Source organism: Aquimarina amphilecti, from assembly GCF_900109375.1.
GTDB lineage: Bacteria > Bacteroidota > Bacteroidia > Flavobacteriales > Flavobacteriaceae > Aquimarina > Aquimarina amphilecti.
Genome location: NZ_FOAB01000001.1, coordinates 482,011 through 496,490, shown reverse-complemented (window position 1 = coordinate 496,490; position 14,480 = coordinate 482,011). Strand labels below are relative to the sequence as shown.

General features: G+C 31.5%; 17 protein-coding genes. 12 read left to right on the top strand and 5 right to left on the bottom strand.

The features are described from left to right. Positions 1-141 precede the first annotated feature (141 nt). The 7 genes from BMY33_RS02165 to BMY33_RS02135 all read left to right on the top strand — a co-directional run bounded on the left by BMY33_RS02165 (position 142) and on the right by BMY33_RS02135 (position 5,444). Positions 142-1,008: an alpha/beta fold hydrolase gene (locus BMY33_RS02165; RefSeq protein ID WP_091404907.1), complete on the top strand. Its 867-nt coding sequence runs from the start codon at positions 142-144 to the stop codon at positions 1,006-1,008. Between the two features lie 70 nt (positions 1,009-1,078). Continuing rightward, positions 1,079-1,567, top strand: a complete 489-nt coding sequence (msrB, locus tag BMY33_RS02160) for a peptide-methionine (R)-S-oxide reductase MsrB (RefSeq protein ID WP_091404904.1) — start codon at positions 1,079-1,081, stop codon at positions 1,565-1,567. Beyond that, on the top strand, positions 1,567-1,962 hold the full coding sequence (gene msrB, locus BMY33_RS02155) for a peptide-methionine (R)-S-oxide reductase MsrB (protein WP_091404902.1): 396 nt from the start codon (positions 1,567-1,569) through the stop codon (positions 1,960-1,962). The genes msrB (BMY33_RS02160) and msrB (BMY33_RS02155) overlap by 1 nt, the downstream gene beginning before the upstream one ends. Before the next feature lie 76 nt (positions 1,963-2,038). Next, on the top strand, positions 2,039-2,521 hold the full coding sequence (locus BMY33_RS02150; RefSeq protein WP_091404900.1) for a hypothetical protein: 483 nt from the start codon (positions 2,039-2,041) through the stop codon (positions 2,519-2,521). Positions 2,522-2,712: 191 nt separating this feature from the next. Beyond that, positions 2,713-4,104 carry a dihydrolipoyl dehydrogenase gene (gene lpdA, locus BMY33_RS02145; RefSeq protein WP_091404899.1) on the top strand — a complete coding sequence of 464 codons (1,392 nt, stop codon included), beginning with the start codon at positions 2,713-2,715 and terminating at the stop codon, positions 4,102-4,104. A gap of 104 nt (positions 4,105-4,208) precedes the next feature. Then, complete coding sequence (locus BMY33_RS02140; protein WP_139195570.1) at positions 4,209-4,967, top strand: hypothetical protein; 759 nt, start codon at positions 4,209-4,211, stop codon at positions 4,965-4,967. 9 nt (positions 4,968-4,976) lie between these two features. Beyond that, complete coding sequence (locus BMY33_RS02135) at positions 4,977-5,444, top strand: hypothetical protein (RefSeq protein WP_091404894.1); 468 nt, start codon at positions 4,977-4,979, stop codon at positions 5,442-5,444. A 55-nt stretch (positions 5,445-5,499) separates the two neighbouring features. On the opposite strand, the gene BMY33_RS02130 is transcribed toward BMY33_RS02135, so the two are convergent. The 3 genes from BMY33_RS02130 to BMY33_RS02120 are packed head-to-tail and all read right to left on the bottom strand — an operon-like array spanning position 5,500 to position 7,250. After that, on the bottom strand, positions 5,500-6,228 hold the full coding sequence (locus tag BMY33_RS02130; RefSeq protein WP_091404892.1) for a Dph6-related ATP pyrophosphatase: 729 nt from the start codon (positions 6,226-6,228) through the stop codon (positions 5,500-5,502). Between the two features lies 1 nt (position 6,229). Further along, positions 6,230-6,643, bottom strand: a complete 414-nt coding sequence (gene aroQ, locus BMY33_RS02125) for a type II 3-dehydroquinate dehydratase (protein WP_091404890.1) — start codon at positions 6,641-6,643, stop codon at positions 6,230-6,232. Positions 6,644-6,647: 4 nt separating this feature from the next. After that, positions 6,648-7,250, bottom strand: coding sequence for a porin family protein (locus tag BMY33_RS02120; RefSeq protein ID WP_280139524.1), 603 nt, complete (start codon positions 7,248-7,250; stop codon positions 6,648-6,650). Between the two features lie 296 nt (positions 7,251-7,546). On the opposite strand from BMY33_RS02120, the gene BMY33_RS02115 reads away from it, so the two are divergent. From BMY33_RS02115 to BMY33_RS02095, 5 genes are all read left to right on the top strand, one after another. Next, positions 7,547-8,128: an outer membrane beta-barrel protein gene (locus tag BMY33_RS02115; RefSeq protein ID WP_091404886.1), complete on the top strand. Its 582-nt coding sequence runs from the start codon at positions 7,547-7,549 to the stop codon at positions 8,126-8,128. Between the two features lie 193 nt (positions 8,129-8,321). Continuing rightward, positions 8,322-8,855: a porin family protein gene (locus BMY33_RS02110; protein ID WP_091406061.1), complete on the top strand. Its 534-nt coding sequence runs from the start codon at positions 8,322-8,324 to the stop codon at positions 8,853-8,855. A 73-nt stretch (positions 8,856-8,928) separates the two neighbouring features. Further along, a complete protein-coding gene (gene xerD / locus BMY33_RS02105) occupies positions 8,929-9,825 on the top strand; it encodes a site-specific tyrosine recombinase XerD (protein WP_091404883.1) in 897 nt (298 codons plus the stop codon). 46 nt (positions 9,826-9,871) lie between these two features. Continuing rightward, on the top strand, positions 9,872-10,786 hold the full coding sequence (locus BMY33_RS02100; RefSeq protein ID WP_091404882.1) for a hypothetical protein: 915 nt from the start codon (positions 9,872-9,874) through the stop codon (positions 10,784-10,786). Between the two features lie 187 nt (positions 10,787-10,973). Beyond that, entirely contained in the window at positions 10,974-11,726 is a 753-nt protein-coding gene (locus BMY33_RS02095) for a leucine-rich repeat domain-containing protein (RefSeq protein WP_139195569.1), read from the top strand. Between the two features lie 56 nt (positions 11,727-11,782). On the opposite strand, the gene BMY33_RS02090 is transcribed toward BMY33_RS02095, so the two are convergent. Then, positions 11,783-12,652: an anti-sigma factor gene (locus BMY33_RS02090; protein WP_091404875.1), complete on the bottom strand. Its 870-nt coding sequence runs from the start codon at positions 12,650-12,652 to the stop codon at positions 11,783-11,785. Positions 12,653-12,770: 118 nt separating this feature from the next. After that, a complete protein-coding gene (locus BMY33_RS02085; protein ID WP_091404872.1) occupies positions 12,771-14,306 on the bottom strand; it encodes an NAD(P)H-hydrate dehydratase in 1,536 nt (511 codons plus the stop codon). Between the last annotated feature and the right edge of the window lie 174 nt (positions 14,307-14,480).

Sequence of the window (14,480 nt, the reverse complement as noted above, 5' to 3'; positions counted from 1 at the left end):
ACTTTATCCACTTTTATAAAAGATTTTATAAAATATATTTAGTTTTATTCTACAATGATTTCAAAAATGTTAATTATTCATAATATTCCTTACAACTTCCTTGGTTCTTTATAATTTTAAAGTATAATTCATAATTGGTTCATGACTAAGATTGATAAAGACCTAATACCTGTTCAAGCATTGCTTATTCCGAAGCCTATTTTATATACTGGAAAGATATTAGACTGGATTTCTCCCTTTTTGGCTTCAAGGTTTGCTGCTAGATTATTTTTAACTCCTTTTAAATACAAACGTCCTGAGAGAGAGAAAACAATGGCTATTAAAAGTCGCAAGGAAAATGTTTTAATAAAAAAAATAAACAGAGAAGTTATTGTTTATAGCTATGGAGAATCTAACAAAAAAATTTTATTAGTTCATGGATGGTCTGGCAGCGGAACCCAACTTTCCATGATAGCAGATCAATTACTAAAAATTGGATATAGTACAATAAGTTTTGATGCACCAGCACATGGAGAAGCCCCGGGAAAAAGAAGTAATATGATTCATTTCATTGAAACAATTCATCATTTAGAAAATACACATGGACCATTTTACGCAGCTATTGGTCATTCCTTAGGTGGAATGTCGTTATTAAGGGCAACTAAATTAGGTTTAGGATTAGAAAAACTAGTTATTGTTGGAACAGCGAATAGCATTACTAAAATTACTAAAGATTTTGCTAAAAATTTACAATTAGGTAATAAAACTGGTCGTTTAATGAAGCAATATTTTGATGACCATTATGGTGAAGATCTAGATAACTATTCCGGTGGTATTTCTGCGGAAGGTATAAAAACACCTACATTAGTAATTCATGACAAGAACGATGTGGATGTTCATTATAGCTCCGCATTGGAGATTGAGAGTAAATTAAAAAATGGGAGAATATTGTTAACAGAGAAACTAGGTCATCGCAAAATTCTTGGAGACCAATCAATAATAAAACAAATTGTAACGTTTATTTCTTAATCGTAAATATTTTGTTATTGATTAAACTTGCAAACGACTATATAGATACAAGAACTTTAATTTGAATAAAATGAAAAAAATTCTCATTCTGTGCATCAGTATTCTGACTATAAGTTGCACAGGTACTGCTCAAAAAGACAGTAAAATAGAAAAGAAAGAATATGCCGTTAGTAAAAGTAACAAAGAGTGGAAAGAAATTTTAACTAACGATCAATACTATATTCTTAGACAAGCCGGGACTGAAAGACCTTTTTCTAGCCCACTAAATAAGGTATATGCTTCGGGGACCTTTAAATGTGCTGCCTGTAAAACACCTTTATATAAAAGTAAACATAAGTTTGATAGTGGAACAGGTTGGCCAAGTTTTGATAGAGCTGTTAAAGGAAATGTAGATGTAGATACTGATTATAAATTAGGATATGCAAGGACCGAGTTAGTATGCTCAACTTGTGGAGGACATTTAGGGCATGTTTTTAATGATGGCCCTAGAGAAACAACAGGAAAAAGACATTGTATTAATGGAGATGCATTAGTATTCGAACCAAAAAAAGATAAATAATGAGTAAATATCCTTTTCATAAGACCGAAGAAGAATGGAAAAAAGAACTTACAGAAGAACAATATAGAATATTGAGAGAAAAAGGCACTGAACGCCCTTTTACTGGAACATATAATATTCATTCAGAAGATGGAACATATAAATGTATGGGCTGTAGCACTCCTTTATTTACGAGTACATCCAAATTTGATTCTGGATGTGGATGGCCCAGTTTTGACGAATCTATAGAAGGAACTGTAGAATACATAAAAGACACATCCCATGGAATGATTAGAACAGAAATTTTATGTGTAAACTGCGGTAGTCACTTAGGACATATTTTTAATGATGGTCCTACAGAAACCGGTCAGCGATATTGTGTAAATTCAGCTAGTATTGATTTTAACAAAACATAAAAACTATCAATTCTCTACTTTGGAACACTTATTGATATATAAATCTCATATCAGAAACAACAAATAATTACACATTATGAAAAAGATTTTTGCACTTTTATTTTTATCAACACTTGTATTCACTTCTTGCGTAAACGATGACGACGTAGACTTCGATACGATTGGATCAACTTTTGAATTTACTACAAACTTTAATCAAGCTAACGAATTCGGGCATCGTTTCTTTTTTAATGAAAACATTTTTGATTCAGATGTGGTACTAGTATATCGACTCGAAGCTGTAGATAATAATTTAGATGTTTGGGAGCCATTACCAACAGCTACTATATTCTTAGATGATGGAAGTGGTGGTGATATTACTGTGTTATATAGATTTAATTTCACCTCTGGTGATGTAGATGTATTATTAGAGAGTAATGCACCAGAATTAGTTCCTGCGGATTTAACAACTAATCAAACATTCAGAGTTGTTGTTGTACCAGCTTCTTTTGCAGAAAACACAGACATCAATTTATTAAACTTTGATGAAGTACAATCTGCGCTAAACCTAGAATTTTAAGCAACTAAAAAATAAACATTATTCCTTATTATTCTAAAAAGATAAGGAAATTGAAAAAAAATTAACACTATCATTATGATAGTGTTTTTTTATGAATTTTATTAGGGTATTATTATGAAAACGGAATCCATAAAACCCTTTTTGATTAACCGAATTATCCGTAAATTCGTTTCTTCAAAAAATTCACATTTATGAGCGCATATGATATTATCGTATTAGGAAGTGGACCTGGTGGTTATGTTACTGCTATTAGAGCTTCTCAATTAGGGTTTAAAACTGCTATTATTGAAAAAGAAAGCCTTGGAGGTGTTTGTTTAAATTGGGGATGTATCCCAACAAAAGCTTTATTAAAAAGTGCACAGGTATTTGATTACCTAAAACACGCTTCTGATTATGGTTTAACAGTTGAAAAATTCGATAAAGATTTTGATGCGGTTGTAAAAAGAAGTCGTGGTGTCGCTGAGGGAATGAGTAAAGGTGTTCAATTTCTAATGAAAAAGAACAAAATCGATGTTATTGAAGGGTATGGTAAATTAAAAGCTAACAATAAAGTAACTGTTACCGATAATGAAGGAAAAACTTCTGATTATGAAGGAAAGCACATTATCGTTGCAACAGGTGCTAGATCAAGAGAATTACCAAACCTACCACAAGATGGTAAAAAAGTAATAGGTTATAGGGAAGCTATGACGTTAGCATCACAACCAAAGAAAATGATTGTTGTTGGTTCTGGAGCGATTGGAGTAGAATTTGCTCATTTTTATAATGCAATGGGTACAGAAGTTACCATTGTAGAGTACTTACCTAATTTGGTTCCATTAGAAGATGAAGAGGTATCAAAACAATTTGGCAGAAGCTTCAAGAAAGCTGGTATTAAGGTAATGACAAATTCTTCTGTGGAAAGTGTTGATACAAGTGGTGACGGAGTAAAAGCTACAGTAAAAACTAAAAAAGGAGAAGAAATTCTAGAGGCAGATATTGTTTTATCTGCTGTTGGTATCAAAACTAATATAGAGAATATAGGTTTAGAAGAACTAGGAATTGCTACGGATAGAGATAAAATCGTAGTAAATGATTGGTATCAAACTAATATTCCTGGTATTTATGCTATAGGTGATGTTGTTCCTGGCCCTGCATTAGCTCACGTAGCGTCTGCAGAAGGTATTACTTGTGTAGAAAAAATAGCTGGAATGCACGTAGAGGCAATTGATTACGGTAATATACCTGGATGTACATATGCATCTCCTGAAATTGCCAGTGTAGGAATGACTGAAAATCAAGCAAAAGAAGCTGGATACGAAATCAAAGTTGGTAAATTTCCTTTCTCTGCTTCTGGTAAAGCAAGTGCCGCTGGAACTAAGGATGGTTTTGTAAAAGTGATTTTTGATGCTAAATATGGTGAGTGGTTAGGATGTCATATGATTGGTGCAGGAGTTACTGATATGATCGCAGAAGCTGTATTAGGTAGAAAATTAGAAACTACAGGCCACGAAGTATTAAAAACGATACATCCGCATCCGACAATGAGTGAAGCTGTTATGGAAGCAGTTGCTGATGCGTACGATGAAGTAATACATCTATAAAAAATAATTCAAAAAAAGCGCTTTAAAGCGCTTTTTTTGTTTAAAATTTTGTTCACTGTCCAAAGATGTTGAAAAAGTTACTTACTATAACAATAGTCATTTGTTTGGCTTTTCTATTTCAGTCCTACAAAGTTGATGTTAAGACTAAAAAGATAAATCAAACTTTGGTCAACTTTTTCTTAAACCTAGAGTTAACAAAAAGAAATCAGGAGATTCAAGGTATATACGACTACATCCCGCATCTAAACTCTGATGATAAAATTGAAAATATTGTATTTAACTCTATTCTAAAAAATGGTTTTATTGAAAATATAACGTTTGACTATCACAAGAACGTTTTATCTAAAATAGAATATCAAATAAAAAGAGATGAAATTGAAAATCATATCATTTTTAAATATCATTTTAACTATTCAAATGACAAATTAAATAGTGTTTACATCAAGAATAGACTGTTATACAAGTTTAACTATAATTCTTCTGGTGTTTTAAAAGAGATTAAATATTTCAGAAAAGATCAAGTTACAGAAGTTTATAATATATTGTATCATTATGATAACCAAATGATTAGATTTAGTTTAGATATAATAAAAAATGATGATGTATATTTTAATGTCAATGAATCTAAGGATTTTCTAATTTGGAATAAAGACCTAAAAATTAAAAAATTCTCTTTTGATGTATTTAGTTATGAAAACATTACTTATTTAAACTCCAAAAATATAGAGACTATTACTTACTCTACAACTATAGATCAAAATCTGTTATTTACTTGGTTATATATCCAATTTGATAAAAGAAATAATTGGACAGAACGAAAATCAAAAGGTTATACATCTTATAGAATTATTAATTATAAATAAAACCCCTACATGAAAACAATTACATTTAAATTAATTTATTGCGCTTTTTTTTTCCTCATAACACTGAATATTTCTGCTCAAGAAGAAGGTTATAATGAAATATATCAACTTAAAAAGATAAACAATGAATTAAAAAAATATCATGATAACAATCAAGGAACAAAATACTTTTATGAACTAATGTCTATTAAAAATGACACATTAAGAGTGAAGAAATTCTCATATCCTGTTCCTCACTCAACAAAGGTTTGGGATGAACTTTATGTTCCTATGAAGGAAATTGAAATCAAATCAATTAAATATAAAAAAGGTATTTTAATAAAATCAAAAGGTAAGAAAAAAATCATCGGTGATTATACTGACAAAAGACCTAACGCAAAAAAATATTATGGTTTTAAAATACACCCTCATGCATCTGAAGAAAAAGATAAAGAAATCATGGAAATGATTAAAAAATTATTTCAAAACCATCAATAACATAAATCTTTTATATTACAAACACCGATCTAGTTAGTTTTAGTTCGGTGTTTTTTTATTTAGGTATCAAATCACAATACCAAAACGAAGTGTCCCAACTTTTATCATCCTTATCAGAAAAACAATTATCGTCATCATCAGCCGATGGAGAGTAATTTCTTAACACCTTCTCTCCTATTTCGAAGTTTATTGGATTGCTAAAAATTGGACCATCAAAAACAAAAGTATGGAATTCTCCATTTTCTCCACAAGGATCAACATTTTCTGGTAAATCATTGAGAAATGATTCATCCAGTATCCTACCGCAAAAAGAATCATTGAGATATTTTGCATTTACACAAACAGTGATTGCTTTAAATCCAAGATTAATAAACTCCAACAATAGTTCTTTAGTATCTTTTTTCCAAAGTGGAAAAATTCCTTGAATACCGACACTATTTAACTGTTCCTCTCGATACAATCGCAAATCTTCTAAAAAAATATCTCCAAAAACGCAATGAGTATACCCATCAGAATTTAGTTGTTCTACATTCTTTTTCATCACTTCATTATAGGAAGTCATAGAAACACTTGCTGAAAGTTTAATTTTATGTAAAGGTAAATTCAAGCTTATTGCTTGATCATCTAGGAGAGATTCTCTCAATCCGTGCATAGAAACTCTTTTAAAATCATCATTAATTGTAGTAACTAGTTTAGTTATATCATATTCTTTATGTTGCAATATATAATATAACGCTAATGATGAATCTTTACCACTACTCCAATTAAAATATGTTTTATGCATGTTATAGAAAACTTTGGATCGCTAACACATAACTATCCAATCCAAAACCAAGAATAACTCCTTTGGCATTTGGGGAAATATATGACTGATGTCTAAATTCTTCTCTACCAAAAGTATTAGAAATATGCACTTCGACAACTGGTGTATCTATTGCTTTTATGGCATCACCAATTCCAATAGAAGTATGTGTATAAGCACCCGCATTTAGAATAACACCGTCAAAAGTTTCATCTGCATCCTGAATTTTAGTAATTAATTCTCCTTCAATATTTGATTGAAAGTATCCTAATTCGACATCTTTAAATCGCATCTGCAATTCCGAAAAAAAATCTTCAAACGTCTGGCTTCCATATATACCAGGTTCTCTTTTTCCTAAAAGATTTAGATTAGGGCCGTTTAATATTAAAAGCTTCATTTTGTTATTGTTCTCGTATGATTCTTCGATTATCTTTAGTTTTAAACAAATATCCTACTGATAATTGTGCTACTGAATTCCTATTAGTTACATCAATAATTGCAGTATCATTAATATTTGTAAGTCCTAAATTATACCTTAACTGAAAAAATAAACCACTTTCTAACTTATAACCAGCTCCTAATGCCCAACTAAAATCAAAATCATTAAAAGAATCAAAAAATGGATCATTGTCTGCTACTTCATCATTCCCTACAGTAGTCAAAATAGAAAACTGTGGTCCTGTTTCTAGACTTATTTTATCTGTAACGTAGAATTTTGTTATAATAGGTAATGAAATATAATTTAGACTAATTTTTTGTTCTTGTCCAGCTACTTCTACTTTATATCCTTGAGCCGAATATAAAAGTTCACCTTGTACATAGAACTTACTAGAAATAGGATACTCTACTACAGCACCTAGATGTATGCTAACTCTACCGCTTATATCATCTGCATCACCAAGAATACTACTATAATTTATACCTCCTTTAAAACCTGCACGAGCATATAATGGATCCTCATCTGAAATTTTCTGGGCCTTCATCGAAATGAAACTAAAAATCATTACCAGAAAAATAAAAACATTTCTTTTCATAGTCTAAGAATAAGTTGATACTCAAAAGTAGCTTTATTTTTTATAACCGTATATAAGTAACTAAAAAAACTACTACTAAAAACTAGAGGAAACTCATAATTGATGATCTAATATTATGAACAACTAAAATTTAACAATCTATTAATTACTGAGAGTAAGAGTGTTAGATTTTACAAGGAAAAAATATTAAATAAATATGAGAAACCGGAGTAACAAAATAACCATCAATGTAACTAATGGGAGTATTAAACAAATAAACAAACATTATGAAAAAAATGATTTTAACTGCAATTGCAGTATTCACATTAACTTTTATCAACGCACAAGATGGAGGTTTCACTAAAGGAGATATTTTTGTTTCTGGATCTTTTGGTTACAATTCCACATCTACAGGCGATATTAAAAATAACTCATTTGAATTTACTCCGAGAGTAGGTTTCTTTGTGTCAGAAAATATAGCTGTTGGTGCTAGACTAGGTTTTACTACTAGTAAACAAGAAGCTCCTTTTACTGAAGAAATAAAAAATAATTCATTTAATGCTGGAGCTTTTGGAAGATATTACTTTACTCCTTCTAATAAATTTTCTGTATTTGGTGAGCTAGCTTTTGAATATGCTAGTTCTAAACAAGAGCAAGGAACTGGTGAGCTTAAAATAAACGGATTTGGACTTAATGTTGGTCCTGGAGTAAGCTATTTCTTAAGTGATCATTTTGCACTTGAAGCTTTCTGGGGAGCATTAGCATATGCAACTGCAAAACCAGATGTTGATGGTGCTGATTCTACTAATGCCGTAAGTGTAGGTTTAGATCTAGATGATATCAACTTAGGTTTAGTATATAAGTTTTAATATTAAGCTCATATAAATTTAAAACTCCATTATAATATAATTATGATGGAGTTTGTTTTTCTAAACAGTAAATATTTCTTATTTCCACACCCTATTTTCAGGAATAATCTTACTTAAAATCTACCTGAAAACAGGGTTTTTTTTCATGCATAGCGGAGATACATTTGTATTCAATTTTAAACAAACAATTATCATGAAAAAATTAATTCTAACTGCTATTGCAGTATGTAGTTTAACATTTGCTAATGCTCAAGATGGAGAGCAAACTTCAAAGGGAAAATGGCTAATTGAAGCAAATACCAATTTTGGCGCAGCTCATACAGCAAATACAGGCATTCAGTTCACCTCATTCTCTGATGATGCCGGATCTATTTTTAATATTGGAATAGAAGGTGGATATTTTATTATAGACAATTTAGCATTAAAAGCTGGATTGGGTTATGGGTCAATTAAAGTTAATTCAGATGCTGATGCAGTAGATAGATTTAGTTATAAAATTGGTGCTAAGTATTATGTTATAGGCACTATACCTGTACAAATAGACTACAGTGGCATCAGTAGTGATGCTGATGAAGACCCTTCTTATTTCGGTATTCAAGGTGGTTATGCTTTTTTTATTGGAGATAATGTTAGCATAGAACCGGGAGTGAGATATAATTTAAGTTTAAACGATGATTTCTATACAGATGCATTTCAACTTAATATTGGATTTGCTATTCATTTGTAAAAACTATAATATCAAAAAAATTATAAAACCATCCTGATTAGATCAGGATGGTTTTTCTTTTTATATTAGAAAAATGAAATGGAGTCACGCCATAAAAGATTATGAACATTATCTACAAATAGAAAGAGGGCTTTCTGATAATTCTATTATAAATTATAGCCTCGATATTCAAAGACTAATCAAACATCTAGAAGAACACAATATAAAGAAGACACCATTATCTATCGAAAAAGATACACTTCAACAATTCATATATGAGACAGCAAAACTAGTTAATGCCAGATCTCAGGCACGTATCATATCAGGGTTAAAAAGTTTTTTTAACTATTTGGTTTTTGAGGATTATAGAGATACCAATCCCATGGACCTCATAGAAGCTCCAAAGATTGGAAGAAAACTACCTGATACACTATCATTAGAAGAAATAGATATAATTATATCTAAGGTAGACTTAAGCAAACCTGAAGGGGAACGTAATAGAGCTATCATAGAAACGCTTTACGGTTGTGGCTTAAGGGTTAGCGAGTTAATTAATATAAAACTATCTGATCTTTTCTTTGATGAAGGTTTTATCAGTATTACTGGTAAAGGTGATAAGCAACGATTTGTTCCTATTGGAGATGTAACACAGAAATACATCAATATTTACAAGGATGAAATAAGAACTCATCTAAATATTCAAAATGGACATGAAGATACTTTGTTTTTAAACAGAAGAGGAAAACAACTTACACGGGCGATGATTTTTACCATTGTAAAAAGACTTGTAGAAAGAGCTGGAATTCATAAAAATATAAGTCCGCACACCTTCCGACATTCCTTTGCTACTCATTTATTAGAAAACGGAGCAGATCTTAGAGCTATTCAATTGATGCTAGGTCACGAAAGTATTACGACAACTGAAATCTACATGCATATAGATAGAAGTCATCTTAGTGAGGTTATTAATACTTTTCATCCCAGAAGATAGTATGCTCTTGAACAACCAAAGAAAACAAATTATTTTTATTCTTCTCTTGAGTTATTGTGCCTCAATATATTCTCAGCGTCTTAGTGCAGATGGTGGCGTTATGCTAAGGGCAGAAATCACTATAGGTAATCAAAATCAATGGTTAAAACTAGGAGCATATGGCTTTGGCACCTTAAACTATGGAGATATTTCAGTAGAGAGTGGATTATCTATAGCCACTTATCAATTCTTAAAACGTCATACTGTTAAAATACCTGGATTAGCATATTCTTATGAGTTTTTTGCTTTGGCAGGTATCGGTAAAAATAGCAACTTACTAGGATCGTCTGTTTCCAACATGAATACTTCTCTTCTATTTAATCCAAACGGAAAAGGTGGCTTTAACGGATTAGGATTCGGTTTTAGCAAGGATTATCTCCCTAAATCTTTGAAATCGTATAGCCTAAGACGTGGAGCATTTCTTATGCGTTTTAGTAATGCAAATCATAATATCCATTTCTCTTTCCAAAATGATTTTAGTATTGGATTATTTAAAGGTGCTGGAACAGATTATGGTGTTACAGGCTCTTTAGACATTGGTTTTACAAAAATCATTGATCCTCAAACTATACAAAAAGTTGGAATTGGTATCGACTTATTCACTCCAAGACCTGATTATAGTCAATCACCTAGAAACTCTATTAATTCTGATGATGGCCGTAAAAATGTATGGTACACACTTCCTCCTTTTAAAGAACTTTTTTATGGAAATTTATACGGATACGCAACACATCAAGAAAACAACGTTTCTGTACACGCCAAATTAGGTGCAAATAGTCAAAAAACAGGAGCTTACATTCAGAATATATTACATGATGGATTAGGATTAAACCCAAGATTTCCGTGGCCAGTCGAAACCAAAAACAAAATCTATTTAGAAATAAGTGGAAATGTATTTTATAAAGCGATTACGAATGATTAAAAGACAGTTAATATATTACTTATGTTTTCTATGGCTCTTTGTTAGTTGCGATACATACACAACATTTTATAGTAAAACTCACTCAGAAATCAACTCAGATAAATTTTCGAAAATTCATCGTTTAGACCTTAGTAATCAAAATTTTAGGGAGCTACCCGTTTCAATAGTCAAAGTAAAAGATTTAAGAATGGTCAATCTAAGTAACAATCCGAATCTGAATATTGATAAAAGCTTGAACCAATTAGCCACTCATAAAAATTTAGAAGTATTAATATTAGATAGTCTAGGAATTAAAACAATCCCAGAATCAATTAAACTATTTCCTAATCTTAAACAAATTTCATTGGTAAATAACCCTGGGCTTAATCTGCAGCAGATACTAACTGAAATTTCAGAATTACCTATTGAGTTTTTGAATCTAAAAAATAACCAGCTCACTAAAATTCCAGAGAATATAACAGCACTCAATACGCTAAGAGATTTAAATTTATCGTATAACAAGATACACGATGAAGCAAGTTATTCTTATTTAGGTCAATTACCTAAGTTATATTCTTTATGGATTGATCATAATAAATTAGAACAATTGCCTAATACAATTGGGCAACTTAATCAAATACGATTTTTTTATGTAGATCATAATTATTTAAAAGGCTTGTCTGATCAACTACTTGAAATGAAAAATGTATGGGTCATACATGCTGGTTATAATAAATTTAAAGAATTTCCGAGTGTTTTTTCTAGCATGAAATCACTACTTATGGTACACATTAATAATAATGAAATTGTATCAATACCAGAGGTATATGAAACTGAGAAATACTCGTTAGCAGGATTAATTTTAGACAACAACCCACTGTCTTACGAAGAAATAATAAAAGCAAAAAAAACGTTTAAAGGGTTCTTCTTGTTATCTTTTGAACAAAAAAGTTATAAATAAAAAGACTCTCGAAAAATCGAGAGTCTTTTATTGTATTGTTATATCTTAAATAAGATCTAATTTGGTCTTGTTGCTCTACCTGAAGGTGTAGAAGTATCCGAAATCATTGAAACAGGATTTGCAGGACCTGTAGTAATACCTGCAGTTCCGCTTAATGGCTCAATAAAGAAAGGTGCTGGATCATTATCGCCAAAAGGCTCTACTGTAATAAAAACTCTTCTACTTGCTACTGAAGCTGGAAATGTAACCCCAGTTAATGGAATTTGACTTGGAAGTACAAGAAAATCTTCCCCAGGAAAATCTGGAATCATCCCTCCAGAACCACTAAAGAAATTAGCATCATCTCTTCCTTCTGCATCAGAAAATGTACCAGTCGAAACTGTTACATTACCAAAATCTACCCAACCTTCATACTTCCAACCGCTCGCTAAAGTAGGTAATGTTAATCCTGCAGATGTTCCATCCATAAACCAAACACCAAATTCATCATTATCAGCTACATCATCAGTTGGAGTAGCTAGAAAAAACTGTCCCGCTGTACTGGATAAATCCGCAACTACTGGCGCAAAATTAAGCGTCGCAGTATTAGATCCATTAAAACTTCCTGTCAAAATTTTAGCATCAGAAGGAACATTATCTGTATCACCTACTGGTTCTACAGTAAGAACAAACTCAGTAGCATCTGCAAGATCAGAAGCTAATACTGTAAGATTTATAGTACCAGCGGGGTTTGTAAACCGATTCGTTGGTACAGCCTGGCCATCTACTATTAACCATCCTTGATACGTAGTTCCTCCTGTTAAATTTTCTAATCCAATTGTTTCAATAGCAATATTAGCTACTGGTGGTCCGTCATCACTAGAACAGGAAACACCCAATAATCCTAAGGCGATTACTGCCATCGCCATCATCTTGTTTTTCATCATTTTTTGCTTTTTTAAATTTAATTCTTGATAGTATAGATATCAATATTCAAATTAACTACAAAAAGCTGATAAAATTGTACGTTTTAAACGTTATTTTTTAACGTGAATTAAAGAAATCTTAAGCTTCTGGAGGAGCCTGTTGTGGTTTTTTAAACAATTCCAAATATGATTTCCCAATATGGGAAACAATATCACTAGCCAATAAACCCTGATATCCAGTTTGTTGAATTGCTAAATCTCCAGCACTACCGTGCAAGTAAACTCCGAAGACTGCTGCATGCAACGGATCATATCCTTGAGAAATCAACCCTGTTATAATTCCAGTTAATACATCACCACTTCCAGCTGTAGCCATTCCGGGATTTCCAGAAGTATTTACATAGATATCTTCTTGATAAACAATAAGACTATTGGCTCCTTTAATTACTACAATACAGTCGTTCTTTTTAGAAAAGTCTTTTACTTTATCAATTTTATCAAAATCATCTTTCCAATCACCTATGAGACGTTTTAATTCCCCAGGATGTGGGGTTAATACTGTTTTTGATGGGATATACTTTAAAAACTCCGGTTTATAAGCTAATATATTAATCCCATCTGCATCAATAACTAATTTAGTTTTATTTTGTTTTAAAAACTCTTCAAATGCTACGATAGTCTTGTCTTTAGTACCTAAACCAACTCCTACTCCAATAACAGATGGTTCTAAGTCAAACTTTATATTAGAAATGTAATCATCTTCATTATCGGTTATAACCATTGCCTCAGGAATAGTAGATTGTAAAATATCATATCCGCATTCTGGAATAAATGCCGTAGCAAGGCCGGATCCTATTCGTAAAGCAGCTTCTGTTGCTAAAACTGTACTACCAATTTTACCATAACTTCCACCAATAATTAAACAATGTCCATAATCACCCTTATGAGCAAATTTATGACGAGGTCTATATAAAGAAAGTACCTCATTTTTACCGATTAGTTCAGCAAAACCTGGAGTTTGTGAGATAAACTCTCTACTAAGTCCAATATCAATAACTTCCATGTCTTGAGAATACTGCCCAGTCTCTGGTAAGAAAAATATTAGTTTAGGTAACTGAAAAGTAACAGTGGTAGAAGCATAAATAACACCTTCTGGATCATCAGGAGCCTTATTTGCATATAAACCTGAAGGCACGTCTATAGATAAGGTAAAACATCTAGACGCATTAATATGCTTAATCAAATTGATTACCCAAGGCACCAATGGTCTATTTAAACCAATACCAAAAATAGCATCAATCACCATATCCTGTTGCTTAATCTCTGGTAAATCTTCATCCGATTTAAGCTGCGTTGGCCATTCCGTTCCCATCGCCTTTAAACGATCATAATTAACTAGAAAATCATCGGATCTTTTATCACTGAAATTTACGATATACGTCTTCACATGATATCCATGTTCTACTAATAAACGTGAAATCACTAAACCATCACCTCCGTTATTCCCAAGACCACAAAATACATGAATCGGAATTGGAGCTCCTTGTAGTCGTTGATGTAAAACATTGAATATTTGGGTAGCAGCTCTTTCCATCAATTCTAAAGAAGTAATTTCTTGAGATTGAATAGTTACTTCGTCTGCCTTACGCATTTGATCAGCGGAAAATATCTTCACAAGTTTAATTTTTAGTGATTATTTATTTATTGGTTTCAAAAACATTGATAATCCTTTTGAATTATTTTTTAAGAATGCTTTAACGAATACAGCCTTAAATTAAAGGATCAATAAAAGTTTATGATTACTAACGTTTTTATTTTGTTCAAAAATAAAAAATTATACATTTGAACT